At 49.5% G+C, this 26,645-nt stretch carries 25 protein-coding genes; 7 read left to right on the forward strand and 18 right to left on the reverse strand.

Features of this window, described 5'->3' with window-relative positions:
* Positions 1-61: 61 nt before the first annotated feature.
* From G459_RS26910 to G459_RS0105520, 6 genes are read right to left on the reverse strand one after another with little or no spacing between them, the layout of a single operon-like run.
* Positions 62-1,123: an HmuY family protein gene (locus G459_RS26910; protein ID WP_051315083.1), complete on the reverse strand. Its 1,062-nt coding sequence runs from the start codon at positions 1,121-1,123 to the stop codon at positions 62-64.
* 21 nt (positions 1,124-1,144) lie between these two features.
* The gene (locus tag G459_RS0105500) at positions 1,145-3,415 is read right to left on the reverse strand and encodes a TonB-dependent receptor (protein WP_035455201.1); all 2,271 of its coding nucleotides are present in this window, start codon (positions 3,413-3,415) and stop codon (positions 1,145-1,147) included.
* A 49-nt stretch (positions 3,416-3,464) separates the two neighbouring features.
* Positions 3,465-4,511: a hemin-degrading factor gene (locus G459_RS0105505; protein ID WP_026966742.1), complete on the reverse strand. Its 1,047-nt coding sequence runs from the start codon at positions 4,509-4,511 to the stop codon at positions 3,465-3,467.
* Between the two features lies 1 nt (position 4,512).
* Positions 4,513-5,316 (reverse strand): heme ABC transporter ATP-binding protein, encoded by an 804-nt coding sequence (locus G459_RS0105510; RefSeq protein ID WP_026966743.1) that lies wholly within the window; start codon positions 5,314-5,316, stop codon positions 4,513-4,515.
* Positions 5,316-6,374, reverse strand: a complete 1,059-nt coding sequence (locus G459_RS0105515; RefSeq protein ID WP_026966744.1) for a FecCD family ABC transporter permease — start codon at positions 6,372-6,374, stop codon at positions 5,316-5,318. Before G459_RS0105515 ends, G459_RS0105510 begins: the two co-directional genes overlap by 1 nt.
* Before the next feature lie 4 nt (positions 6,375-6,378).
* Positions 6,379-7,230: a heme/hemin ABC transporter substrate-binding protein gene (locus tag G459_RS0105520; protein WP_026966745.1), complete on the reverse strand. Its 852-nt coding sequence runs from the start codon at positions 7,228-7,230 to the stop codon at positions 6,379-6,381.
* Positions 7,231-7,509: 279 nt separating this feature from the next.
* Between G459_RS0105520 and atpD the strand changes: the two genes are divergently transcribed.
* Positions 7,510-9,012 (forward strand): F0F1 ATP synthase subunit beta, encoded by a 1,503-nt coding sequence (gene atpD, locus G459_RS0105525; protein WP_026966746.1) that lies wholly within the window; start codon positions 7,510-7,512, stop codon positions 9,010-9,012.
* 88 nt (positions 9,013-9,100) lie between these two features.
* Entirely contained in the window at positions 9,101-9,349 is a 249-nt protein-coding gene (gene atpC, locus G459_RS0105530; protein WP_026966747.1) for an ATP synthase F1 subunit epsilon, read from the forward strand.
* 140 nt (positions 9,350-9,489) lie between these two features.
* Here atpC and fumC read toward each other — a convergent pair whose 3' ends face one another.
* The 4 genes from fumC to mazG all read right to left on the reverse strand — a co-directional run bounded on the left by fumC (position 9,490) and on the right by mazG (position 12,945).
* Positions 9,490-10,890, reverse strand: coding sequence for a class II fumarate hydratase (gene fumC / locus G459_RS0105535; protein WP_026966748.1), 1,401 nt, complete (start codon positions 10,888-10,890; stop codon positions 9,490-9,492).
* Positions 10,891-11,116: 226 nt separating this feature from the next.
* Positions 11,117-11,608, reverse strand: a complete 492-nt coding sequence (locus tag G459_RS0105540) for a hypothetical protein (RefSeq protein WP_026966749.1) — start codon at positions 11,606-11,608, stop codon at positions 11,117-11,119.
* A gap of 3 nt (positions 11,609-11,611) precedes the next feature.
* Entirely contained in the window at positions 11,612-11,995 is a 384-nt protein-coding gene (locus G459_RS0105545; protein WP_026966750.1) for a RidA family protein, read from the reverse strand.
* 149 nt (positions 11,996-12,144) lie between these two features.
* Entirely contained in the window at positions 12,145-12,945 is an 801-nt protein-coding gene (gene mazG / locus G459_RS0105550; RefSeq protein WP_026966751.1) for a nucleoside triphosphate pyrophosphohydrolase, read from the reverse strand.
* A 72-nt stretch (positions 12,946-13,017) separates the two neighbouring features.
* Here mazG and G459_RS0105555 point away from each other — a divergent pair, with 72 nt between their 5' ends.
* From G459_RS0105555 to G459_RS0105565, 3 genes are read left to right on the forward strand one after another with little or no spacing between them, the layout of a single operon-like run.
* Positions 13,018-13,248 (forward strand): hypothetical protein, encoded by a 231-nt coding sequence (locus G459_RS0105555; protein WP_026966752.1) that lies wholly within the window; start codon positions 13,018-13,020, stop codon positions 13,246-13,248.
* A 57-nt stretch (positions 13,249-13,305) separates the two neighbouring features.
* Positions 13,306-14,700 (forward strand): phosphoglucosamine mutase, encoded by a 1,395-nt coding sequence (gene glmM / locus G459_RS0105560; RefSeq protein WP_026966753.1) that lies wholly within the window; start codon positions 13,306-13,308, stop codon positions 14,698-14,700.
* Between the two features lie 41 nt (positions 14,701-14,741).
* Positions 14,742-15,884 (forward strand): cysteine desulfurase family protein, encoded by a 1,143-nt coding sequence (locus G459_RS0105565; protein WP_035455202.1) that lies wholly within the window; start codon positions 14,742-14,744, stop codon positions 15,882-15,884.
* 50 nt (positions 15,885-15,934) lie between these two features.
* Here the strand turns inward: G459_RS0105565 and G459_RS0105570 are convergent, their stop codons facing one another.
* Positions 15,935-16,678 carry a hypothetical protein gene (locus G459_RS0105570; RefSeq protein WP_026966755.1) on the reverse strand — a complete coding sequence of 248 codons (744 nt, stop codon included), beginning with the start codon at positions 16,676-16,678 and terminating at the stop codon, positions 15,935-15,937.
* Between the two features lie 229 nt (positions 16,679-16,907).
* Between G459_RS0105570 and G459_RS0105575 the strand changes: the two genes are divergently transcribed.
* Entirely contained in the window at positions 16,908-17,231 is a 324-nt protein-coding gene (locus G459_RS0105575; protein ID WP_026966756.1) for a Rieske (2Fe-2S) protein, read from the forward strand.
* Here G459_RS0105575 and G459_RS0105580 read toward each other — a convergent pair.
* Positions 17,228-17,566, reverse strand: a complete 339-nt coding sequence (locus tag G459_RS0105580; protein WP_026966757.1) for a tRNA-binding protein — start codon at positions 17,564-17,566, stop codon at positions 17,228-17,230. The two genes, G459_RS0105575 and G459_RS0105580, sit on opposite strands and share 4 nt — an antisense overlap.
* 72 nt (positions 17,567-17,638) lie before the next feature.
* On the opposite strand from G459_RS0105580, the gene G459_RS0105585 reads away from it, so the two are divergent.
* Entirely contained in the window at positions 17,639-17,998 is a 360-nt protein-coding gene (locus G459_RS0105585; protein WP_026966758.1) for a hypothetical protein, read from the forward strand.
* 44 nt (positions 17,999-18,042) lie between these two features.
* Here the strand turns inward: G459_RS0105585 and G459_RS0105590 are convergent, their stop codons facing one another.
* The 6 genes from G459_RS0105590 to G459_RS0105615 form a co-directional block, all read right to left on the reverse strand.
* Positions 18,043-18,777, reverse strand: a complete 735-nt coding sequence (locus G459_RS0105590) for a 1-(5-phosphoribosyl)-5-[(5-phosphoribosylamino)methylideneamino]imidazole-4-carboxamide isomerase (RefSeq protein WP_026966759.1) — start codon at positions 18,775-18,777, stop codon at positions 18,043-18,045.
* A gap of 151 nt (positions 18,778-18,928) precedes the next feature.
* Positions 18,929-19,933 (reverse strand): WD40/YVTN/BNR-like repeat-containing protein, encoded by a 1,005-nt coding sequence (locus tag G459_RS0105595; RefSeq protein WP_026966760.1) that lies wholly within the window; start codon positions 19,931-19,933, stop codon positions 18,929-18,931.
* A complete protein-coding gene (locus tag G459_RS0105600) occupies positions 19,930-20,844 on the reverse strand; it encodes a hydroxypyruvate isomerase family protein (RefSeq protein ID WP_026966761.1) in 915 nt (304 codons plus the stop codon). Before G459_RS0105600 ends, G459_RS0105595 begins: the two co-directional genes overlap by 4 nt.
* Positions 20,845-20,846: 2 nt before the next feature.
* Complete coding sequence (locus G459_RS0105605; RefSeq protein ID WP_026966762.1) at positions 20,847-22,160, reverse strand: Gfo/Idh/MocA family protein; 1,314 nt, start codon at positions 22,158-22,160, stop codon at positions 20,847-20,849.
* 18 nt (positions 22,161-22,178) lie between these two features.
* Entirely contained in the window at positions 22,179-23,135 is a 957-nt protein-coding gene (locus G459_RS0105610; RefSeq protein ID WP_026966763.1) for a formylglycine-generating enzyme family protein, read from the reverse strand.
* Positions 23,136-23,273: 138 nt separating this feature from the next.
* A complete protein-coding gene (locus G459_RS0105615) occupies positions 23,274-26,618 on the reverse strand; it encodes a VCBS repeat-containing protein (RefSeq protein ID WP_026966764.1) in 3,345 nt (1,114 codons plus the stop codon).
* Positions 26,619-26,645: the final 27 nt, after the last annotated feature.

The raw sequence follows: 26,645 nt of genomic DNA on the forward strand, positions 1-26,645 counted from the left end.
ATTCTAAAAAAAAGGAGCGCCGAAGCGCTCCCTTTAACCCAGTCTAAAAAATTATCCAAAATTAATTTCCAGCTTCCACCAGCTCATATTCGAAGCTTGGCTTGCCTCTTTCACCGTCTTTGGTCAGAGAGAGGAATCGTACTTTGTACACGTTTCCGTCAGAATCCTTCACGATATAGTAGATCGTATCATAGACGGTAGGCGTTGGAGACGGAGGAGGTCCGCCGCCCGTAAATCTCCAGGTGGATCCAATGGTAAGTCGATTATCGCTGTTAAAAGCAAGGGTAGGCACGTCGGTTTCGTCAAATTCAGCGTAAGGCACAGTTTCTTCCAACACGGCTACTGCACTTGTCCCCCCATAGATATTGTGGTAAACCAAATCTTGGTAGAAGTATGCCAGGGTCGTCCCTTGAGACGTAGTGGAAGAAGTTCCCGCAGTCCAAGCGATGTCCCAGTCGGTCTTAGCTGGCTCTACGTCCACGATTCCGGTCTCAAAGTTTACATACACAAAGTTGTCATCCGCGTTCTTGGTGATGTCGAGTGTGCTGAAGGTAGTGGCATCTGCATTGGCATGCTGAAGTGTATATCCGTCGCCTTTTCTAATGATTCTGACCTTTTTCCAAGGTCTCGCTTCCGCTGCGCTAGCTCCCCTAGAGAGCAAATACACGACGTTGCTAGCATCGGTGGCGCTGACAGCTGCAATCACTGGCTGGGATAAGGGATTCGCAGCGTTATCCACTTTAAGGATGCCTACCATGTTGGTAAATCCCATGATCAGCTCTCCGCTTGCTTCAGCTGCGGCGATCTCTGTGGTACCCACTGCATTGATATCGGTCTTTGTAGTAGCAGACGCCATCGCGCCGGTAGTGCCGTTGATCAGAACTTTGAAATCAGAACCTGTGCTGAACGCAAGATCCCAAGACGCTCTCGGAACGGCAGTTTGTTTTTCAGCGCGTAAGGAAACAAACACGGTGTTTGGATAGGTAGCTCCCCCACCATCCACTTCAATCAATCCTGATTCTGTCGGTGGTACGATCACTGGATCCGGATCATCGCTGCAGGAGGAAACCAGAACCACGCCAGCCAAAAGTGCTGTGACGGGTAGAAAACGATACTTTTTCATAGAGTTAAAATTTGGAAATAGTTATTTATTTAGTTGATAGGTAAGGCCCAGGAAGTAAGATCTTCCATAGCCCACGGGTCTTTGGGCACCGCCTCCGTGTGCTTCTCCGCCGCCGGAAGTACTACTGATTTGCTTCACGTCAAGGAGATTTCTCGCTCCAAGATTCACGGACAGGTGCTTGCCAAAATCCTTCTTGAACGTGATGTCCATCCAGTGATAGCCATCCAGCATGACCTCGCTGGCGACAGGATTTCCTCCGGAATCCGCCACGATCTCATACCCTGGAAGTGCGCCTGTCCACTTATAAAACAATGTGACTACGCTTCGCCAAGGCAAAATCCGGTAGGTCAGATTCGTGTTTACTTCAGGAGTCCAGCTCATTTCGGGCACTTCGGTTTGCTCTTCGGTCAGCTGGTTGTAGCGGCCGATGTAGGAGAAGCCGACGTTGGCGGTGAGGTTTTTATAGCTATGGGTTTGGTTGAGCGTGACTCCCGCCGTACGGTAGTATTCCACATTGAAGAGCGTAGTCACCTGGATATCGTTAGGATCTTGCCCATAGGCGATCTTGTCTTTCACATCATTGTAAAACACTCCCAACACGGACGTGATACCCCAATCCGTATTTGCCTTGGCTCTCCAGTCCAGCGAGCCGTTGAAGCTGTTAGAGGTTTCAGCTTTCAGATCTGGATTTCCGGTGATGCTGTGACTCGCGTCAAAGAAGTTAAAATAGAGTTCCCGGATAGATGGTGCCCGGAAACCGTTGGCATAAGCGAGTCGCAGGTCCAGATTTTCATGGAGCGAAACCTTGGTGTTCAGCGATGGAATCAGACCCGGCGCATCGTAAGCCGAATTCCAGCTTTTGCGAAGTCCAGGTTTGATCTTGACCGAAGGTACCGGTGACCATTCTCCGGATAGAAACACCGCGTAATCCTGGATTCCCTCATTGTCTTCAATCCGTTCACCGGAACCAGTCTCTGTGTTGAGGTCGATGCCGGGCTGAAATCTAAACTTCTCGTCGACCTTCCAGTCTCCGATCATTCTCCAGCTAAAACCGGTGTAGAAGATGGTGGAATTGGCGGCCGGAGCCTGCGACTGATATCGCTCGCCAGTCCGCACGTTGGTCACCCAGGTCTGGCTTTCTCTCTCATAGTCGGTGTAAGCACCCTGCCAGGTCAGAGCAAAATCAGGTTTTGCAGCCCACTTACCGCTTAGTCTGTGCATCCATCGGCTGGTTATGAACTCCTGATCCAAGACTTCCAGACGGGCATCCGGCCCATAGGCAAAGACGGTTTCGTCCAGGAAATCCAACTGATATTCCAGATTCACCGTCTTCCCTGTCCAGCCGACTTTCGCGTTGAAAAAGTTTTGGTCCTTGGGCAGCCATTCGAACTGTCTGCCGGTTTCTTCGCCTTTCCATCCGCCGAAATTATTCTGCGAAAAGGAGGCTCCAAAGTCCCAGCCTTTTACCCGATAGCCGCCGGTGACACTTCTGAGGTGGTTTCCCTCACCGTCAAACGGGCTGTATTCGCTGCCCACGGTTTCCTCCTGTACTCTGGCTTTGAGTGAAAGCTTCTGCGCGTCGTCTGCTTTGGTGATGATATTGATTACGCCAGCCAATGCGTCTGCTCCGTAGACGACTGACATCGGGCCTTCGACAATCTCAACCCGCTCGATGCGGTTGATGTCGATCTGATTGATGTTGATCTCGTTGGATGTCCCCTGACGGCCTACCATCGGAATGCCGTCAATCAGGATTTTCACATTTTGTCCGGACATGCCGAGCAATTCCATATTGCTGGAGCCAAGCGCGTTGTCCTGCGAAAAGCGGATGCCAAGTTCGGTGCTCAAGATCTCCTGAACGGTGCTCGGAGCACGGTTTTGGATGACCTCCGAACCAATCGTCCTCACCTGATAGACAGACTGACGGGCGGATTGCGGTTCGAAACTTCCGGTGACCACGACTGTCTCCAGATCTGCGGTGGACTGCTTCAGGACGAAGGTTTCCTGTGTTTTTCCGGCTGGCCAACTGGCCGATACCGTCTCAAATCCAACGGCTGAGATCTTGAACTTGCCTTCTTTTGGAAGTTCACTGAGACTGAAGTTGCCCTGCTCATCCGCCACTTCGCCTTTGGCATCTCCCAGCCAAACTGTCGCATGCGGAATAGCCTCTCCCTTTTCAGTGACTACTCGGCCTTTGAGGACCGTCTGCGCCACTACCTCTGAAAAAAGTCCAAAGGAAGCCAGGCAAAAGAGTAAAGTGAACTTATTAAGACTAAATCTACGCTGAAGCATAAAATTTTTTGAAATTGGCGGAAGCCCGAAGACTTCCGCCGGAGTTTTTTTAAAGGCTATCGACCAAATCTTTCCACTCGGATTTTTGCGGAAGCCCCGGCTTTCTCAGGCCGAAAAACTGAGCGACCATCTCGCCTTCTTTGTCGAAAAGCTCCAAAGCGGACACCAAACCGTCGTCGGTGTTCTTGTGAACCACAAAGGCTTTGTCTACTACATTTTCGTTCAAGTGCATGTTGAAGTCAGGATCCAGCACATTCAGCCAATCGCCCATCTGACGGACAGTCTGGACCTTACCTTGGTGGATCTGGATGTTTCCTTTGTTTCCCGCGAAAACCATGATTGGAAGCTTTGTCTCCGCGGCAGTTTCCACCACTTTTCTCGCGGAAAGTCTATCCACTTCGTGCGCCCATTTGCCACCGATCCACTTCACCGCATCCAATCTGTTCAGCTTGTATTTGCGGAGCATGCCGAAGAAGTCGTGCGTGTCCTTCATGCCTTCCCAGTCTTTGCTGAATGCTTCGAAGTCCAGCTCTTCTCTGGAAGCATACTCAGGAGTTGGAAAAGCTTCCAATTCCAGTTGAGCGCTCTGCACCGCTGCAGTGAATTTCTCTACCAGTTCGTCATAAGCTTCAGGATTGGATTTTTCCTGCAAGTAGACCTTCATGATCGCGTCACCTGCCTTGTCAAAGTACTGGAGGTTTCTCATCGCGCCTCGTGGAGTTTCGGTCGTGACCGCAAATCCAAATTTCCAACCTGCAAAAAACACGCGCTGCTCGATTGGGCCAATCACGGTGGCGATCTTGTGCGGCCCCGCTTGGATCATCTCTATCTTTTGAAAAGGGCCCTTGTGTTCCAACACACAGCCTTCGCTTCTCGTCAATGACATCACACGTCCCAGTTTCGGAAATTCCTCCACTTGCTCCGTGAAGTTTTCAGTCAGTCGGATGACGTTTTCGCCGATCCCGGTCGCCAAAAGTTCCGCTTCAGTCACTCCCAGTTTGGCAGCAGCGTCACGGATGCGAAGGGTTGGCTCGGATGTTTTTAGGTTTTCCCAAGCTTGCTTGAGTGACTGTACGGATTCTTGGATAGTTTCCATGTTACGCTTGTTTAAATGTTTGGATATTTGGATGTGAACTGGCTGCTGAGGAGACGAATACTCCGCCAGTCGCTGGGTTAGGAATCAGATGGATCGGATGATCAAAGACATGGGCCAAGATTTCCTCTTCGAGGACATCTTCAACGGTACCTGTTTTGGCGATCATGCCATTTTTGAGCAGGGCGATCTTGTCGGCATATTGCGCGGCGAGATTCAGCTCATGCAGGATCACGAGGATCCCGATATTTCTGGATTTGAGTGTTTCGAGGATTTTCAGGACGGCGTGCTGCTGCGCAATGTCCAGACTCGAGGTCGGCTCGTCGAGCAGTAAGTAACGTGGAAAAGGCTTCGCCTCCCATATTTGCACCAAGACCCTGGCGAGCTGCACGCGCTGCTTTTCTCCTCCGGAAAGGGTATTGAAAACCTGGTCTTTCAAATGTGTCGTATTAGTCGCTTCCAGCACCTCGCGGATCAGCTTCGACGGATCTTTGGCTTTGGTACTGATCAATCCGAGCTCAACTACCTCCTGCACGGTAAAGGGAAAATTAACCTGCGTATGCTGCGGCATCACCGCTCTTACTTCCGCCAGTTCGCGGCTTTTGAGGGTATAAATGTCGTGTCCGTTATAGCCGATCGCGCCATGCTTGCACTTGATTTCACCAGAAAGAATCTTGAAGAAAGTCGATTTCCCGGCGCCGTTTGGTCCCAAGACGGCGAGGATCTCACCCGGATTCAACTCCAAGCTGACCTCATCGACGATGGGTCTTTGTCTGATGCAAAAATGAACTTTCGAAGCCTTTAGCATTACTTTTTGGATTTATTCAGGTTGAAAATCAGCCAGATGAAAAACGGCGCGCCGATCAAAGCGGTGATGACCCCGATGGGCATTTCGGCGGGAATGACAATTATTCTTGCGATGAGATCTGCAAAATTGAGCAAGATCGCGCCCAGTAGAAACGCTCCCGGAAGAACCAAGCGATGGTCTGCACCGAAGAGAATCCGGATCAAATGCGGGACAACCAGACCGACAAAGCCGATCATACCCACCATAGAAACGCCCGCTCCGACGATCAGGGCACTAAAGACCAGGAGCTGCAATTTCACGCCCTGTACATTCACTCCCATGTGGAAAGCTTCCTGCTCTCCCAAAGCAAGCGCGTTGAGCTGACGGGAATTGAAAAGCAGCAAGGCAGAAGGAATGGCAATGAGAACCAAGCTGACCGGAATCTTGCTCCAAGTCGCTCCACCCAAATCCCCCAAACTCCAGAAAGTGAAGCTTCTCAGGGCTGAGTCATCTGCGAAAAATAAAACCAGGCCAATCAGTGCACCGGCCAGCGCATTGATGGCGACACCGGCCAGGATCAGTGTGGCGGCATCGGTTCTGCCTTGGGATTTTGAAAGTTTATAGACTGCCAGCACATTGATCAGTCCTCCGACAAAAGCAAAGAGCGGCAGGCCAATCGGTTTGATCCAAGCCAAGCTGGCCGTCACGGGGACTAGCACCATAAATATCACGGCAAAAAGCGCACTTCCGCTGCTGACACCGATCAGTCCCGGCTCCACCAAGGGATTTCTGAACATTCCCTGAAGCGCCGCACCTGCGATCCCGAGTCCTCCGCCCACCAAGATTGCCATCAGCACGCGCGGCATCCGGATTTGGAGCAGGACATTCTCCTGTTGCACCTCAAAGGTGCCCAAGCTCATACCAACCTGGTCAAACAAGATCGCAAGCGTCTGCGGGAATGGAATGCTGAACGCTCCCATCGACAGGGACATCAGCAATACCAGACCGAGCACAAACCCAAATCCCAGCAGGATCAGGTTTTGGCTTTGCGTCTTGGTATATGACAAGGTGGAGATCATTTATTTATTGACGGGTAGCTTTTGCCAGATCTAAAGCGGCTTTTCCTACTCTTGGGCCAAAGCCAGACAGATACTGTCCATCCAAAGCAACGATGTGGCCTTCCTTATAAGCAATGGTTTGGTCGATTCCCTGGATCTTCACCAAGTCTTCTTTTCCTCCGAGGCTCTGGATTCCTGACTCGAAAAACACCAAATACTCAGGATTCATCTGCACGAGCGACTCGGGAGTCAAGGGAGCAAACTCGTCAAATCCTGTGGCGGTACCTTCCAGGTTTGCCATCTTGAATATCTCGGTGGCGAAGGTTTTGTCACCTGCGACGAATACTGTCTCAGGACCTCTTGCCATAACAAAGATCGCTTTGGGGCGAGAATCCTGTGTCTTCAAATAGGTATCGAGCTCTGCCAAGTCAGCATCGAGTGCCGCGTTGATTTCTTTTGCCTTTTCCGGCACTTCAAAAAATGTCGCGATTTCCTTCACCAAGGTTTTGGTTCCTTCGACCGTGGTTGGCTTTTTGAAAACCTGAATGTTGACCTTCGCAGCCTTCAGCTGATCCACCACGTCTGGAGTCAGGTAATTTTCCTCGATCAAAACCAAATCCGGGCCCAAGGCCAAGATCCCCTCAGCCTTGATCTGGTTTCTATACCCTATAGAAGGAAGGGTCTGCATGGTAGCAGGGTAGGTCGATGTGATATCTGTGGCGATAATCTGATCACTGAATCCCAGCGCATCCACCACCTCGGTGATCGTGCCACCTGCGGTGATGATTTTCCGGGCAGGCGCCGCGGTTTCAGTAGATTCCGGAGCTTTGCAAGCCCAGCTGATCAGCAACAAGAAGAGAAATAGATTTCTTACCATTATTAAGATCGAATATAAATTAAGTCACAAAAGTACTTTTATTTAGATTCGATCCAAATTAATTGAGTTGATTTTAGACCGACGGAAGTTTGGAGTTATGAAGTGCGGTTTGGCCTCTTTTTCTTAAAAAGCGGCCGATAAGCGACCTGAATGCCCGTCAATTCAAAAGTGGACAGTGATTGGGATTAAATTTCCAAATATCCTTTGGGATTAGGCTTTTCTGCTTAATTTTGCGCTCGAATTAAAAAAGCGTAATCCTTTTTACATTTCACTCTACAAATGGCAAATATTGGAAAGATAACACAGGTAATCGGCCCCGTAGTGGACGTTTCCTTTGAAGGCGGAAAACTGCCGAACATCCTTGACGCGTTGGAAGTAACCAAAGAAGACGGCCAAGTAGTCGTAATGGAAGTTCAGCAGCACCTAGGCGAAGACAGAGTACGGACTATTGCAATGGACGCTTCCGAAGGGATGGTTCGTGGCATGGAAGTGCGTGATTTGGGTCAGCCTATCTCCGTACCTACCGGTGAAGCGATCAAAGGTCGTCTTTTCAATGTCGTAGGTCAGGCGATCGATGGTCTTCCGCAGGTTCCTGCTGGCAAGAGACTCCCGATCCACAGATCTGCTCCTAAGTTTGAAGATCTTTCTACTGCTACCGAAGTTCTGTTCACAGGTATCAAAGTAATCGACTTGATCGAGCCTTATGCAAAAGGTGGTAAGATCGGTCTTTTCGGTGGTGCCGGTGTAGGCAAGACGGTATTGATCCAGGAATTGATCAACAACATCGCCAAGGCTTACTCAGGTTTGTCTGTATTTGCCGGTGTGGGTGAAAGAACCCGTGAGGGAAATGACCTTTTGAGAGAAATGATCGAGTCAGGCATCGTGACCTACGGTGATGACTTTATCCATAGCTTAGAGACTGAAGGCGGATGGGATCTTTCCAAAGTAGATCTTAAGAAGCTGGAAGAGTCCAAAGCAACCTTCGTGTTTGGTCAGATGAACGAGCCTCCAGGGGCGCGTGCACGAGTGGCCTTGACTGGTTTGACTTTGGCAGAATACTATAGAGACGGTGACGGGACAGGTCAGGGAAAAGACATTCTTTTCTTTATTGACAACATCTTCCGATTCACCCAGGCAGGTTCCGAAGTGTCCGCACTTTTGGGACGTATGCCATCTGCAGTAGGTTACCAGCCAACCTTGGCAACAGAGATGGGTACCATGCAGGAAAGAATTACTTCAACGAAAAACGGTTCAATTACTTCCGTTCAGGCCGTTTACGTACCTGCGGATGACTTGACTGACCCGGCTCCTGCGACGACTTTCGCTCACTTGGATGCTACCACGGTATTGTCACGTAAGATTGCCGAATTGGGTATCTACCCTGCGGTGGATCCTTTGGATTCTACTTCCCGTATCCTTTCTCCGGACATCCTGGGCGAAGAGCACTACGGATGCGCGCAGCGTGTGAAAGAGATCCTTCAGCGATACAAAGAACTTCAGGATATCATCGCCATCCTCGGTATGGAAGAACTTTCCGAAGAGGATAAGCAAGTCGTACACAGAGCAAGACGAGTACAGCGTTTCCTTTCCCAGCCGTTCCACGTAGCAGAGCAGTTCACAGGCTTGAAAGGTGTATTGGTTGACATCAAAGACACCATCAAAGGCTTCAACATGATCATGGACGGTGCGTTGGATCACCTGCCTGAAGGAGCTTTCAACTTGGTGGGTAGCATCGAAGATGCGATTGCCAAGGGTGAGAAGATGCTTGCTGAAGTGAGGTAAAATTGGTTAAGGGTTAAAAGTTAATGGTTAAGGAAAGACTCCAACAACTGATAATTTCCCACCCAATAACTCAATAACTAATCAAAATATGCATTTAGAAATCGTCACACCGGACAAAAAAATATTCCAGGGAGAAGTATCCGAAGCCAGTTTTCCAGGCGCGGACGGCTCTTTTCAGGTATTGAACAATCACGCTCCGATCGTTTCGGCTTTGGCAAAGGGAACTGTTTCCTTTACCACCAATGAAGGCGCAAAGCAGTCTATGATCGTAGACGGCGGAGTAGTGGAAGTGAAAGACAATGTGATTGTGGTCTTGGCTGAGAAAGTAGTAGCCTAAGCAATCCCAACACAAAATCAAAAAAGGTCTCCTGTGAAAGCGGGAGACCTTTTTTCGTGTTATCCCAAGTCTGATCCTCGTAAAAACAAAAAATCCAACTCTTGCGAGTTGGATTTTTTGATTAGAACTCCAGACAGAGATTATTTCAAACTTCCAATCATATCTTCCGGCTTCACCCACTCGTCGAACTGCTCTGAGGTCAACAGGCCCAAAGCGATCGCCGCTTCTCTGAGGCTGGTTCCTTCTTTATGCGCTTTCTTGGCGATAGCTGCGGCATTCTCATAGCCGATGTAAGGATTCAGCGCGGTCACCAGCATCAGCGAATTTTCCAAATGACGCTGGATCATTGCGGTATTTGGCTCGATGCCGATCGCACAGTTATCATTAAATGACACGCAGGCATCCCCGATCAGTCGGGCAGACTGCAGGAAGTTTGCAGCGATCAATGGCTTAAACACGTTCAATTCAAAGTGACCGTTAGATCCACCGATGGAAATCGCCACGTCATTGCCCATCACCTGTGCGGCCACCATGGTGATGGCCTCCACTTGGGTTGGATTGACTTTACCTGGCATGATGGAAGATCCGGGTTCATTTTCAGGAATCAGGATTTCGCCGATACCCGATCTAGGACCGGAAGAAAGCATTCGAACATCGTTTGCGATCTTCATCAAAGACACTGCAAGCTGCTTCAATGCTCCATGTGTCTCGACCATTCCGTCATGGGCAGCCAATGCCTCAAATTTATTTGGCGCAGTCACGAATGGGTGACCGGAAAGTTCGGCAATCTTCTTGGCTACCAGTTCAGAATATCCCTGTGGTGTGTTTAGACCAGTGCCTACGGCTGTGCCCCCGAGCGCCAGTTCCGAAAGGTGGGAAAGTGTATTTTTCAAAGCTCTCAAGCCATGGTCCAACTGGGCCACATAGCCGCTAAACTCCTGACCCAAGGTGAGCGGAGTCGCATCCATGAAGTGGGTACGGCCGATCTTCACGACATTCTTGAAAGCCTCAGCTTTCGCAGCCAGCGTATCTCTCAGCTTCTGTACGCCAGGAATCGTAGTCTCCACCACCATCTGATAAGCTGCCACGTGCATTGCAGTCGGGTAGGTATCGTTGGAGGACTGGGACTTATTGACGTCGTCGTTTGGATGGATCTTCTTCTTGGCATCTTCCAAAGATCCTCCCAAGATCACGTGGGCGCGGTAAGCGATCACCTCGTTGGAGTTCATGTTGGACTGGGTGCCTGAGCCAGTTTGCCAGATCACGAGCGGAAACTGATCGTCATGCTTTCCGGCAAGTATTTCGTCGCAGACGGTCGCTATGATGTCTGCCTTGTCCTGATCCAAGACACCGAGTTCGGCATTGGTCAAGGCTGCCGCTTTCTTCAGGATGGCAAACGCGCGGATGATCTCAATCGGCATGCGGTTTTTCTCGCCGCCGATCTTAAAGTTATTGATAGAGCGTTGGGTCTGTGCGCCCCAGTATTTGTCGGCAGGAACCTCCACAGGCCCCATGGTATCTTTTTCGATGCGGATGGACATGATATCTATTTGGTATATGGGTTTGATTTCGGTCGCAAAGTTAAGACCTAACGGCCTTTTAGCCTAAGAAGCGGGGTGATAGTTACGGTCTGGATTCGTCAACGGACGACTGTTCACTCCCGCTTTAAAGGACCTCACGGGGTGATCCATGAAAGTTGTTTTTGGTGTGGCGGTCAACTCAAGTAATACGCGGCTGTGGTCGGTCGACTATGGACCGTTGACTGACTTACTCTTTGTCTTTCATTTCGAAGTTGATCAGCTCGTGGAAAAGCTCCCGGGATGCTTTCACCTGCCGCTGAAAAAAGAAAATCCCCAGGACGTAGTTCAGCACCGCCAGTCCGATGCAGATGCTTCCATAGTTTATATTTTGCAAGCCCACAAAGTAGTATGCCGCAAATGCCAGCAGCACGACACTCCAAAAAGACAGGAACAAGACGGTCGTCGGGAAGAGGCTGTATCTGACAAAAATGATGCAGCCTCTCGGTGTAGACTCCACCTCTCCCCTCATCAGGGGAAGAAAGGAATCTCCCCGCTTGATAGCTCTGGAAATCCGGAAGCCTTCCCGGCCAATCATCCCATTAAACCGGATCTTGGAGTCTTGTTGTGTGCGGGCGTCCAAAAAATTAACCTCCCGGGTCACACGGATCAGATGCCCCAACACCTCCTCTTTGGTGAGGGCACTGACGAGCGTTTCGCTATGGAAGGGAAGGAGGTTCAATGTTTATTGTTTCACGGCGATACAGGAGATTTCCACATTCACATTCTTGGGAAGCTTACTTACTTCTACGGTTTCGCGCGCTGGGGGATTCGATTTGAAATACTGGCTATATGCCTCATTGATAGTCGCAAACTCTCCCATATCCCGGATGAAGATGGTGCATTTCACCACGTCGGAAAAGCTAAATCCAGCTCCACGCAACACAGCCTCGAGATTCTTCATGACGGCGTGGGTTTCCTCGGTGATATTCTCATTGATCAGATCACCGGTATCCGGATCTAAAGCGATCTGTCCAGACGTATAAAGTGTATTTCCTGCCAGCACGGCCTGTGAATACGGGCCAATCGCCGCCGGAGCCTCGGGAGTGAAGATGATTTGGTTTGACATTTGGAAAGGGTTATTCGTTTACTGGTTATTTGTTATTAGTCTATGGACCATAGTTTCGGAGTTCCGCATACTGCGACTGTAGTACTGAAGACTGCCTACTGATACCGGCTTCGACTCTGCTCAGCCTGACACCGTTATTGCCATACTGCCTACTGCTTTTTCGCCTCGTTCCAATAGACATCCATCTCCGCCAGGGTCATTTCGCTGAGATTTTTACCGGAATTCTTTGCTGCATTTTCCAAGTATTGAAAGCGCTTAATGAACTTCAGATTGGTACGCTCCAAGGCTTCCTCGGGATCGATGTCGATAAATCTGGCGTAGTTGATCAAAGAAAACAACAGATCACCAAACTCGCCAGTCGCCTTCTCCCGGTCGACCTCTTTGTTGTCAGCTACATTAAATTCGGCTTTGAATTCCTGCATTTCCTCCTCCACCTTCTCCCAAACCTGACTTTTCTCTTCCCAGTCAAAGCCAACACCCCTCGCTTTCTCCTGAATCCGCATCGCCTTGATCACTGCTGGCAAAGACCTTGGCACTCCTCCTAGAACGGACACATTGCCTTTTTCTTTCAGTTTGATCTTTTCCCAGTTTTGGCTGACAGTTTCTGCGTCATTGGCCTCCGTGTCGCCATAGATATGGGGATGGCGTCGGATCAGTTTCTCGCAGAGGGAATCGATCAGGGTCGTGACATCGAAGTTGCCTTCTTCTGAACCTATCTTGGCATAGAACACAATGTGAAGTAAAATATCGCCGAGTTCTTTTTTTATTTCCTCGGGATTTCCTTCCAAGATCGCATCCGACAGCTCAAAGGTCTCCTCTATGGTTAAGTGCCTGAGGCTCTCTGTGGTCTGTTTTTTGTCCCACGGACACTGCGCGCGAAGCTCGTCCATGATAGTCAACAAGCGATCAAAAGCTGCGAGTTGTTCGGGCCGGGTACTCAATTTTGACATGGTCGGGGAAACTAACCTGAAAGTATGGACGTTTTCGAAGTAAAGCTTTAAATTTGCGCAAATTTATCCGTTATGACAACTGTATTCATTACCGTAGGATTCGTGGCATTATTCTTCATACTAATGTCCGTACGCCTGATATTCCTCAAAAACGGCGAATTCAAAGGCACTTGTGCCTCTCAAAGTCCATATCTCAATCAGGAAGGAATCACCTGCAGCCTGTGCGGAAAAACAGTAGACTCCACCAGCAACTGCGCCAACCCTGACAATGAGGTTGACAAAGTGATGGCCAAATTCAAGTAACGCTTCCCCTGTTTTATCCGGTTTTTTCAAATCTCAATCCTATTAAATTAATATTTCGTGTCGCTTATAAAGTCTATCTCCGGGATAAGAGGAACCATCGGTGGCAAAGCCGGTGAAGGTTTAACCCCTATCGATATCGTAAAATTTGCCTCAGCCTACGGGGCTTGGGTTATCGAGAAAACCAACAACCCAAAGGTCGTCATTGGCCGGGATGCGAGACTTTCCGGTGAAATGGTGTCCAAACTGGTCTCCGCTACACTTCAGGGCTTGGGGATTCACGTGATTGATCTTGGACTAAGTACGACTCCAACTGTGGAGCTGGCAGTACCTTTGGAAAATGCCGGTGGAGGAATCATCCTCACAGCAAGCCACAATCCTATCCAATGGAATGCGCTAAAGCTCCTCAACTCGGTCGGAGAATTTATATCAGATGCCGAAGGAAAAGCGATCTTGGACAAAGCCGAAAAAGAAGCTTTTACTTTTGCAGAAGTAAAAAAACTCGGAAAATATACCCAGATCAACGACTACATCGAGCGGCACATCCAGCATGTCTTGGCTCTGGAACTCGTGGATGTCGAGGCAATCAAAGCCAGGAACTTCAAGGTCGTGGTCGATGCCGTCAACTCTACAGGAGGAATTGCCATCCCGGCTTTGCTTCGCGCGCTTGGAGTGACTGAGATCGAAGAGATGTATTGTACTCCGGACGGCATTTTCCCACACAATCCTGAGCCACTGCCCGAAAACCTCCGGGACATCTCCAAAAAACTGGAAAAAGGAAGCTACGATCTTGGGATCGTGGTAGATCCGGATGTCGACAGACTGGCATTTGTCAATGAAGACGGGTCCATGTTTGGAGAAGAATATACACTGGTCGCAGTGGCCGATTATGTGCTGTCCAAGACACCGGGCAACACTGTCTCCAACCTCTCCTCCACTCGCGCCCTACGGGACGTGACCGAGAAAAGAGGCGGACAGTACACCGCTGCAGCAGTCGGCGAAGTAAACGTAGTCAATCAGATGAAGGCAGTAAATGCCGTCATCGGTGGCGAAGGAAACGGTGGCATCATCTACCCAACCTCTCACAACGGCCGCGATGCCTTGGTGGGAATCGGGTTGTTTCTGACTCATCTGGCAAAATTCGGCAAGTCGATCTCCAAGCTTCGGGCCAGCTATCCCAACTATCATATCTCAAAAAATAAGATCGAACTGACCCCACAAATCGATGTGGACAAGATCCTGCTGGAGATCAAAACCAAATACCAGAAGCACCCGATAAACGACATCGACGGTGTGAAGATCGAGTTTGAAAAGGAGTGGGTGCACTTGAGAAAATCCAACACGGAGCCCATTATCCGGATCTATTCTGAGTCAGATTCCGAAGCGACTGCCGAGCATTTGGCCAAAAAGCTCATCCAAGACATCAAGGAAGTGGTCAGCGCCTCCCTGATTTGATACCATAGACTACAGTACCGAGTACCCTACACCCAAATATGATGAACGTTTACTTTGACAATGCCGCCACTACAGCCATGGACGATCGGGTGATCGAAGCCATGCTGCCGTTTATGAAGTCGCATTTCGGCAACCCTTCCTCCGTGCACAGTCATGGCAGAGAGGTCCGGACTGCTATTGAGAAAGCGAGAAAAAAAGTCGCGGAATTGCTCAATGCGAGCCCATCGGAGATTTTTTTCACCTCGGGCGGCACAGAAGCTGACAATACCGCTTTGGTCTGCGGGATCGAAAGCCACGGGATTACCCATGCGATCACTTCTCCACTCGAGCACCATGCAGTCCTCCATACCCTAGAGGTTTTGGAGAAAAAAGGCAAGATCAAGCTCAGCATCCTGGATGTCAACGAACGGGGAGAAATCAGTCTGAGTCAAGTTGAAGAGCTTCTCAAGGCCAATACAAAAAGCCTGCTCTCCCTGATGCATGCCAACAATGAAATCGGCAACCTGAACGATCTTGATCAACTCGGCAGATTGGCGAAGGCGTATGATGCCTTTTTCCATTCCGATACGGTGCAGACGATGGGACACTACGTTCATGACGTGAAAGCGCTGCCGGTCGACTCGATCGTAGCGGGCGGACATAAATTCCACGGGCCAAAGGGATCGGGATTTCTCTATGTGAGAAAAGACAAAAAGATCCTTCCTTTCATCCACGGCGGAGCGCAGGAGCGCAACATGCGTGGAGGAACCGAAAATGTGATCGGGATCATCGGAATCGCGAAAGCGCTGGAGCTGGCCTACGAGGATATGGCCGGACATCAAGCCCATATCGAAAAAATCAAACGACATTTTATCGACAGACTCGTTCAGGATATTCCGGGAGTGGAATTCAATGGCCTCTCAGGCGATCTTGAAAAAAGCCTGTACACCGTCCTAAACGTCAGCCTGCCTCCGTCTCCCACCAATCGCGGCATGCTGTTGTTTAATCTGGATATCGAAGGGATCTCAGCCTCGGGCGGCTCAGCCTGCAGTTCGGGAGCAACCGTCGGTTCTCATGTGCTCAGAGCTCTGAATCACAATCCTGAGCGGGACTCGGTGAGATTCTCCTTCAGTAGATTTAACACACTCAAAGACGTAGACTTTGCCGTCGGCAAACTGAAAGACCTCTACTTGGTAGAAGCATAAAAAGAAAAAGGAGCTCCGAGGGCTCCTTTTTCTTTTTACACATCTCCGCGCTATTTCCCCGGCTTGTAGCCAATCGCATACGGTGTCCAAATCTCGTAAATCGGCGCACCCGTGGAGCTCAATCCGCTATGGTGCCATTCGCCATCGATGACCTCAAAGTCAAATCCCAGGCTTGCTCCCACACGGCTATTATCCCGCGAGAAGAAGGTAATGTTTTCGGTATATTTTCCATCGACCGCGGTGTATGTGCCTCCCCCGGTACCGGAAAATTCTTTGGTTTCAGAGTTGAAAGCAATCCATTGGAATCGGCCCCCACTCAGTATCTTGACGGTTCTACGGGCTCCAGGCGTGGACCGGGAGATCTCGCCATCCCGCTTTCTACCTGTGATCACCCAGTTTCCTGTCAAATCGTCGGTCGCGTCGGAGATTTTCTCCCAAGTTTCGACCAGCATGCCGTCATTGGTGTTGGCAGAAAGCGTCAGTTTGCTCCCATTTAGTTCGATCTTGAAAGGGGTCGTCGTTCCCACCTGAAGTGGGTTTAGCGTGAAAAAATCCAAGGTCTCTGAGTATTTGCCATCGGCAAATTTAAACGGGCCGCCACCTGCACCGATAAAGGCATTGTCGGCTACATTTTTCACTCCAAACGCAAAGTAATCGTCCTGGTAGATTTTGACGTACTCCTGAGCCGTGACGGGGTTTCCATTTTGGCTAACCAATTTCCAGGCACCATTCAGACTTTGGCCGCTGGCCCAGCCAGCCAAAAAGAGAAGAGGCAATAGCAGATATTTTTTCATGGTGTGATCAGGTTTATTGTCTGTTTAGGGAATTTGGGCAGTAATCCCGAAAAAACCAAAGTTCTCAGACTTAGATGGTTATTTTGCATTTCAAATTTGGCCGGAGATGAAATCGAGCAGGAAGAAGAACGTCCGATAAGGAATCATTGTTGATCATGCGAAGATTCTCCCGATCCGCCGCGGCGGACGGGACAGGCCATGTGGCCATTGAAAAACAAATTATAAGCGCATGAAAGAATACAGTCTTGGCACCAGCAGGGAACAAGTCTTCGGGATGTTTCCCGAAAGGTCAATCAAAAAACTCCAGCTGGGTGAGTCACAGCTCGCCGGTGTAAGAATCGGCGAACAGATCTTCGTTTTCCAGGCTTTTTGCCCCCATCGCGGCGCTCCCCTGGTTCAGGGCAATATCAATGGGCTGGGAGAGATTATCTGTGCGCTTCACGAATACCGCTTCGATTTGGCTACCGGTGAAGTCCGAGCTGGATCTTGCGGAGATCTCAAAGTTTATCAGACCCGAATCGAATCAGACGGACTGAAAATCGTCATTTCTTAGTGGAGTCTTTGTCCATTGGGCACCTGTCTTTCCACGGTCGCCAATACGATCCCGCCTGATTCGGCAGTAAATCCGGTCAGCAAAACCTCAGACATAAAATCTGCAATCTGACGGGGTTTGAGATTGCAAACGCACAGCACCTGCATTCCCTTCAATTCTTCCGGCGTATAATAATCGGTCACTTGAGCCGAAGATTTTTTTATTCCCAACTCCGCCCCAAGGTCTATCCAAATTTTGTATGCCGGTTTACGGGCGTTTTCAAAAACTTCTGCCTGAATAATCGTCCCAATCCTCACGTCTATTTTGTTGAATTCTTCGAAATCGATTGTTTGCATGTGGATTTTTTTTCTAATTTTAGGAACATTACTTGTAAGCGAGTCGAAGATCAACCTATTCTAAACTAAGCCATGTTGAAATTCTCAGGATTTCATTTCACAAAACCCACCTTGCTCTGCGTAGCTATTTTGGGATTGGCGCTGATTGCCGTAGATGCTTCTGCGCAATCTGAGACAGAAAAGATGGAAGAGCACAATGTAAAGGTCAACGATCGGGTATTATTGGAGGACAATTCCTCACTTCAGGACAATCACTCTTCTACAGTTATTGCCGCCAAGCCGGGCACAAGTGTCAAAACCACTCAGGCAGCTGTCAAACGAGACCTGCCGGCAGGAGGTATTTCTGAGAAAGATGTAAAAAAGAACGAATCCCCGTCTACGCTGTCTTTCAACATCTTCCTGTATATCGTAGACAAATTCAAAGCAGATTAAATCCAACCGACAATACACGAAAAAGAGGCCAAAAGCCTCTTTTTTTATGCCTCTGCTACAAACTTCTCAAGCTCGTTCAGACTGATTTTCCCTTCGTAGTAGGCTCGGCCAAATACCGCTCCCTTGAGCCCAAGATCCCGTAGCTTCCTGAAATCATCCACGCCTCTTACTCCCCCTGACGCTGCAACATGGATTGATGGGAATTTTTCCAAAATACCTGCGTAAAGATCAAAGTTAGGTCCTTCCATCACGCCGTCACGGGTTACATCCGAACATTTGAGATACTTCAATCCTCGCTCGTAGAAGAACTCAATATGATCGAAAAGATCGATCTCGGTTTTCTTCAACCAACCGCGGGTCTTGATTTTATTGTCTTCCGGGTTTGTATCCGCGGCAAGATTAATTTTCTCCCTTCCATAAGAGAGGATAAACTGAGCAAAGCGTTCTGGAAAATTAGCTGCCGCCGAGCCGATGGTCACCGTCTTCGCACCGAATTCAAAACACTTGATCACGTCCCCGTCCGTAGAAATCCCTCCCGTAAAATCAACCTTGAGCTCGGTATAGCCAGCGATGGCCTCCAAGATATGGTAGTTTTTGGGCTCACCGCGACGTGCGCCATCCAAGTCAACTAAGTGAAGTCTTCTGATTCCTATCCCTTCGAAAGCCTGCGCGATCTCCAGAGGGTTGTTTGAGATCACCTCCTGCGTGGCAAAATCGCCCCTCTTGAGGCGAACACATTTACCTTCGATAATCCAAATGGAGGGGATAATTTCAAACATGGGTCTATAATTCGTGACGGGTAAAACTACTATTTCGGGGATTCTTTGCTTAAATATACTACGGTCGGGGAGGATAAAAAGGACAGAACTGCCAAAAACTTGACATTTTCAAAAAATCAAATGGGCAGTCTTCTCAAATTCCCGGCCTAAATCACGGAACCAAAAGCCCTATTCGTCCACCGCTTCCGCTCGCCCAGATCGCGTCTCGCTCTCCCGAAAACTTCACGGCATGGTATCCTGTGGTTGAAAAATTCTGCCAGTTTCTCCCACCATCGGTTGAGAAATCTGAGCCAGAAGGGCCAACGGCCACGGTCAGGTTCTTCTCTTTCCAATACGCTATTCCCGAACGATACCCCAGAGGCATTGCAGCCGGAGATTCAAAAGAACCGGAACTATAAATAACCGCGTGCTTGTCGCGATCATCAAGCTTAGTGTAGTCTCCGCCGACTAAGACCAACCCAGCATCGGTCTTAGCTATAGCAAAAATCCCTTGAGAAGGCGCTCCTTGCAGCATCGGGGTTTTCGCTTTAGTCCAAGTTTGGCTACCAAACTGATAAAAATGAAGGTTAGAAACAGATCCTCCTGTACCGAAAATCAACCCTTTTTTCGTGGCAATCAAGGAAGAGGCACTCGCTGCAAAAGCCGCTTCGCCCACTTCTGCGTCTGGTAAAGTTGCGAGAGAATTCCATGTAAATCCGCCGTCCTTGGTCTCCAAGATCATCCATTTTCCACCAACAGGATCTCCGATGACGTAGCCGTTCCTTTTATCGAAAAAACTAACCCCGTCAAAGAATGCCTCAATAGCGTGTTCCTCATGCACTTTCTGCCAAGATTTGCCGCCGTCCGAAGTTCTAAAAATCACCGCCGGCTGGCCAGCAGAAGCGACAATGGCAACATTTTCATCAAATGCCTGAATGGAGCGAAAATCAACGGTGTCCAAACCTGCGACGACACCATGCTCCCAAGTCAATCCACCATCCGTAGTCTTGAGCCACGTCCCGGCACTACCGCTGGCCCAACAGACCTTGGCCGAAACGGGTGAAAGCCCCCTGAGGGAGGCTTTCACGGGTGTTGTAATCTCTTTCCATTGCGGGTTTTGGGCTTGGGATATAAACGCCCAAGTCATCCCTAAGACCAACAGTGCTATCCGTTTCATGCAAGATCTACTTTTCTGTAGGCCTCGATCAGCGCTTTCTCGCCGTCTGCTCCCGGCAAAGCATTGCCGTGCTCCATCCCCATGACCCCTTTGAAACCCTTGGAATCAATGTATTTGAAAACATTCTTGTAATTGATCTCGCCCGTGCCTGGCTCTTTACGGCCCGGGTTGTCACCGATTTGGATGTAGGCGATCTCACTCCAAGTCTTCTCCATCATCGCAATCAGGTTGCCCTCGTTGCGCTGCATGTGGTAGATGTCGTAGAGGATCTTGCAGCTTGGACTTCCCACCGCTTTGCAGATCATGTAGGTCTGATCGGCATGGCGAAGAAACAAATCCGGGTTGTCGCTTAAGGGCTCCAATACCATCGTCAAGCCGGCAGGCTCGAGGATCTCTGACCCACGCTTCAAGGCTTCGATGACATTGCCCGTCTGCACTCCCATTGGGAGATTTCTTTCAAAATAACCAGGCACCACGGTCGCCCATTTGGCTCCGACGCGCTTGGCCACTTCGACCGATTCCTTACAGGTTTTGAGAAACAAATCCAGAAATTCCTGCTTGCCGGTGGTGAGAGAAACTTTCCAATTGTCTCCGCCGTCGATCACGAAAACTCCCATCCGCATCCCGAGATCGCTCAGTGTCTTTCCGATCAATTCCTGATCAGCCACGGATCTTTTGAGCATCCCGTTGTCTTCCAAGGAACGGAAGCCCTGGTCTGCCATGAATTTCAATTCGTCTACAATGCCTCCGGGAGCTGAATTTTTGAACATCCCAAAGTGGGGAGCAAAGTCCATCTTGAAAGTCGGCGCCGCTGCATTTTCCCCTGCAAAAGCAGGAATACTCATCGCTCCGGCGGTACCCAAAACAGCACTTCCTAAGCCCATTCGCTTGATAAATCCTCTTCTTTCCATGATTATACGACTTTGGATTTGCCAGGAACTGCATGTGGATAGAAGCCGTCAGCTCCGGGAAGAAGCTTCGGCGTAGCATCCCACGCAAGGGTGTCCGGGAACAGATCCACGGTACCGTTCAATGCCTCATCCCAAGTCAGGACTTTTCCGGAATAGGTCGCATATCGACCCATGATGGCTGTCATGGTAGATTTCGCGGCGCGTTCAGCATCAGCGAATTTGTATTCGCCTTTGACTATCGCGCCCCAAAGCTCGTCGTGCTCGGTTTGATAGGGGTTGGCTTGATTTTCCCGGTTGTGGGAATAGATAGAATTGCCCTTCCAATCGGTCATATCGCCATGGTTGCCTGCACTCAGGTACACCTTCCCTTTGGTTCCCTGGAAGGTCTCATCCACACGGTTGGCAGCTCCCGGGAAGTGACGGCATTCGGAGTGGATCACCGAACCATCCGCATATGTGAAGGTCAAGACGTGGTGATCGAAGATCTCCCCCGTGTTCTTGCCGGTACGAACTTGACGTCCTCCGGTTCCTTCTGCTTTTACTGGATACCCATTTTTTGCCCAGTTGGCAATATCGATGTTGTGCACATGCTGCTCGGTGATGTGATCGCCACACAGCCAGTTGAAGTAGTACCAGTTTCTCATCTGATATTCCATCTCTGTCATCTCAGGTTTACGCTCTCTGATCCACACTCCGCCGTCATTCCAGTACACCTGACCGCCGACGATTTCACCCAGCTGACCGTCTTGGATTCGCTTCATGACTTCGATGTAGTTGCTTTGATAGCGTCGTTGAAGCCCTACTACTACGTTTAGCTTTTTGGCTTTGGCTACCTCTGCAGCAGCCAATACTTTTCGGATTCCGGCAGCGTCCGTCGCCACAGGTTTTTCCATGAAGATCTGCTTGCCCTGATTGACGGCTTCCTCGAAATGGGATGGTCTAAAGCCTGGAGGTGAAGCCAAAATCACTACGTCTGCCGCCGCGATGGCTTTCTTGTACCCCTCAAATCCTACCAGTTTCATCTCCTCCGGTACATCGACTTTGTCTTTGCCGTATTTGTCAAAGATCGCCTTGTAGCTGTTGTCCAAGCGATCTTGGAACGCATCGGCCATCGCTACCAACTTGATGGGATGGCCAGTCTCGAAAGCTTGAAAGACTGCACCGGTACCACGACCGCCACAGCCGATTACGGCTAGTTTCAGTTCATTTGCTGGAGCTGCATAAGCTCCTGGCACCAAAAAAGAAGGCGCCATCATCCCGCCTGTCACCAGCGCGGAGGTTTTGAGAAAGTCTCTTCTCGAATTCAGGTTTTTCATATAGATGGTTATTTAGGTTCAATAATCAGCAATCGGCTCCTGTTCGTAATAGGCCTTGATTTGCTCGGGAGACGGTGGGTTGAGCGGCCGCACAATTCTCAACCCGATAAACGGCGCTTCTGGAAACCACCACTGGCTCTTTGGAATCTGCGGATCGATCCGCTTCCACGTCGGATCGGAAACGCCGCGGACAGCAGATCCGATTTCACTCTCAGGAGTCTTGAAGCTCCCTCCACGAACGACGTGAGGATAGAGCTTCTCCGCCGGATTGAGTGGATTTTCCTTAGCGGATCTGCTGTAAAAATCCTCCTCGTAGAGATCAATTGTCCACTCCTGCACATTGCCGTAGATGTCAAACAATCCCCAGGGATTGGCCTTTTTTTGCCCTACCGGATGGGTCCCATCTTGGCTATTGGCTTTTGTCCAAGAATATTCGCTCAGATTTGCAGGATCATCACCAAAGAAAAAACGTCCTTTAGAGCCTGCGCGCGCGGCATATTCCCACTCTGCTTCGGTCGGTATCCGGTAAAAAATCCCGGTTTTCAGGTACAGCCAGCGGCAATATTGAAGTGCTCCGTATTGGGTCATCCCGACGGCAGGCTTACCTTCTTTTCCCATCCCAAAGGTCATGTCCAAATAAGGCAAACTTGGTCTGGTCAAGCCATCTACGATCTCCGGCACTCCGCCTTCGGTCATGGATTCCTCGTACTGTTTGTCAAGGAACAGCTCAAAAGCGTCCCAAGTCACTTCGTGGGTGCCCATCCAAAATGCGTCAAGTTTAACCTCGTGGATCGGATTTTGGTCTGGAAAATTGGAATCGTTTGAACCCATCTGAAAGGAGCCAGCCGGGATCGGCGCCAAGTCAAAGGTCACTTCTGTGCCGGGGATCTTTTGGGTATAAGCTTCAAAGACTCCGCTTTCGTTGAGTTGGAAACTCATTAGAATCAGGCCTGAAGCTGCAAGGTACTTTTTCATCTGCTGATAAATCGTTTTTAAAGGCCAGATGGAATCTTCGCATGGGTGATCATTAATGATCTGTTTGCACCATGCTCGATTTCATCTTTTACTGGGGCAATTGCAATTTTAAATTAATACTTCCGATTCTGATCGGAATCACTCTTTTGATAAATGGTAGGTATACTGTTGGATTCCATGGTCCTTGGTGTAGAAAAGAATCCGGTCGCCAAGGACGTCGATCTTTCTGAGCTCACCCTTGATGGACAATCCCGACTGAAGTGGCGAAAGCGCCTCGAACCCGCCTGCTCCGTTACCCAAGAACACCGCGCCATGATTGGCGTCATAGCGCCCAAACTTCAGCTTGGTGTCAAAAAGATTTCCGCCAAAAAGCAGATCAAGATTCCCGTCGCCGTTCAAATCAGCTGAAGTCGCAGCGAAGACCGGCGAGAATTGCGCCTGAAGCGGCAATTTCTTAGACTGGAATTTTCCGTTGGAGCCCAAAACAAAATAGGTCGTCGACAAACTATTCACTTCAATGGATTTGGAATCTTTTCGCTCTTCCGGGGTAAAAAGATCATCCATCTTCACACCGGAAAAACTTTTGAAGTCCAGGTATCTTTTCTTCAGAAAAAGCACTTGGCCAAGGATCTCATCGCGGCTTGGAGAGGGGTATTTTTCCCCCTGAATGTAATAGCTCAAAATTGCATCCGTCGATCCGTTGGAGTCAAAATCCTTATAGAGCAATTCCAGCGGTTGTGTCTCGCTGGCGAAAAGCTGGGAATTTGAACCGTGATTTCCGACGAAAAGCTCAGCCTTGCCGTCCTTGTCCCAGTCGGCAATCAGCAAGTCAGACCAGAATCCCACCTGCGGAGTTTCAAAATATTCGGACGTCACATCTTGCCAAGAGTCGGCTGATTTGGAGAAAATGGTCACGGGCATTGCGTCGCCCACCACGATCAATTCATCCTGACCATCACCATTTAGGTCTGCAAGTCCAGAATCCTTAATCATCCCGAGACCTTTGAAATCAGGAGCTATAGTTGCAGTCTGATCAGAGAAATTCCCCTTTCCGTCCCCCACCCAAACACGCGCTCCAGGTGAGGTCGGGTACTGGCCGGGAATGACACGTCCTCCGGCGAAAATATCCAAATTGCCATCGCCGTTAAAGTCAACAGTCAGCAATGAGCCAATCGGGAAGGCATCTTTGGGAAGTGAGTCCGGGGAAAGTGTAAACTTTCCTTTGCCGTCATTCAGGTACAATCGCGTTTGCAATCCCGCATCTCCCATATTGAACTGGTGCATCCCACCGCTCGCAACCAATAGATCCACGAAACCGTCGCCGTTGGCATCAAAACTCAACGCATCCGAGTCCTCGCTCTGGGCGGAGGCTACAAATGCGGTAGAATCAGCGCTTCCAAACTGGCCGTTGGCTCTTCCAAAAAGCACCCTCCCACTCACACCAACACCACCTCCGAGGAAGATATCTGAATTGCCATCGCCGTTGAAGTCGTCCACGACCATGGCTTTGCCATTTCCTGAGATCTCAAAACTCAAGAGCGGCTGACGCTTGAAGTCATTTACCGCATTGGCCTTAGGGATTAAGATTTTGCCCGCAGCGGTCAATAGAGGTTCGACTCTTTCGAGCTTTGAAGGACGTCCTTTTCCAGCCTCTGCCTGCGAAATAGTCTGGGTTTGGTTCGCCGGTGAATCGATCAATCGTGAAACTTTCCCCCCCGGCCAATTGACACGAACTGAATCGGCTTTTGGACTGGCTCCCAAGCCAAAAATCATAACCGGTGAAACTGATGACTGAAAGCCCCTGTAAATATTTTGCTCCTGAACCTGAATTTTCCCACCGGAAAAGACGCTAACCAGAGCGCCCTGCCCTATGGTATTCTGTCCCTCTCCCTTGAGTTCAATCCTGAGAAAATTGCCTTTGGATTTTTGCACGGCAAGATTTTCATAGACAAACGCGGAAGCATTGATGTTGTTGATGACCAGATCGAGGTCGCCGTCATTGTCAAGATCGGCATAGGCAGCGCCGTTGCTGTTTCCGTTTTCGGCAATGCCCCAACTCGTGCTCACATTTTCGAAGGTCAGGTCGCCGCGATTGCGGAAGCTGTAATTTTTCAGATTGGAAGAACTCATGGATTTGACTAGGGTGAGCAAATCCTCACGCTTCAATTGACCACCGGCAGTACGGACGTAGTTGTCCATATACTTCAAAAAGTCCTGGTTGTTGTAATCCCGCAGGTAGCCATTGGTGACGAAAAGGTCTTTCCAACCATCCAGATCGAGATCGGTGAACAGTGCAGACCAACTCCAGTCGGTATTCGATATTCCAGAGAGTTGACCTATTTCCTGAAAGGTGCCATCCCCGGAATTCACATGCAACATGTTGCGCATGTATTGGTAGTAGAATCCCCGGTCAACATTCAGTTGGTACAGCTCGAAATTGTCGGGAGCAAGCAGAAGCTTCTGACGGGCATTGTCCTCTGGCAACATATCCAGCGTAAAGATGTCCAGCAAGCCGTCGTTGTTGATATCAGCGATATCATTGCCCATGGAGAAGTGTGACACGTGATCCAGCATGGACTGGATTTCGTCTCTGAATGTTCCGTTTTTCTGATTGATGTAGAGGTAGTCGGGCATCGAGTAGTCGTTGCCGATGTAGATGTCAGACCAGCCGTCACCGTTGATATCTGCTACAGAGACGCCGAGTCCGTAAGAGAGGCTGGAGCTTGAAATGCCCGCTTTTTCGGTGATCTCAGTGAACTTCCCGTTTCGGTTTTCCAAAAGTTGGGATCCCGCTTCGTGCTTTTCCTTTAGCAGGCTTTTGGTCCGGGTGACGTCGTGATTTTCAATGGACTTGGTATTGTGATTCAGGATAAACAGATCCAAATCGCCGTCCAGGTCAAAATCAAAAAATGCTGCAGAAGTGCTGGTTGCTTCCGAGGCAATCCCATATTCCTCGGCCATTTCCTTGAACTGCGGAATTCCGTCAGTGTTGTTTCCCTGATTTACAAAAAGCTCATTCTTCCTTTTCTCGGGCATGAGCGCACCCGAGTGGCAGAGATAAATGTCAAGTTTATTATCGCCGTTGATATCGACCAAGACGACGCCTGTTTTCCAGGGACCGGGACGACCTGTAGCACCGGAAGCCTGGGTAATGTCTTTGAATCTTAGCTTTCCTTCATTAAGGTAAAGCTGATTTTGGCCCACATTGGCCGAAAAATAGATATCGTCAAGTCCATCTTGATTAAGATCCCCAACCGCTACCCCTCCACCATTGTAGAGGTATTCGTACATCAGTACGTTGAGATTGAGGTCTTCTTCGATGGGGTTGGAAAAAGTAATTCCAGTAGAATCTGACGAAAGCGATCGGAAGATTGGGTCTGAGGGAGCGGATGCTTCTGGGGGACTTGCCTGTTCGGCCTTGTCACAGGAAAAAAAAAGCCAGCAAACGCTAAGCAGGCAAATGGGCAATCGAAATAGCTTCATATAAATAAAATCTGAGCTACCCCAATC

It is taken from the genome of Algoriphagus terrigena DSM 22685 (assembly GCF_000429445.1).
In the GTDB taxonomy this organism is placed as follows: domain Bacteria; phylum Bacteroidota; class Bacteroidia; order Cytophagales; family Cyclobacteriaceae; genus Algoriphagus; species Algoriphagus terrigena.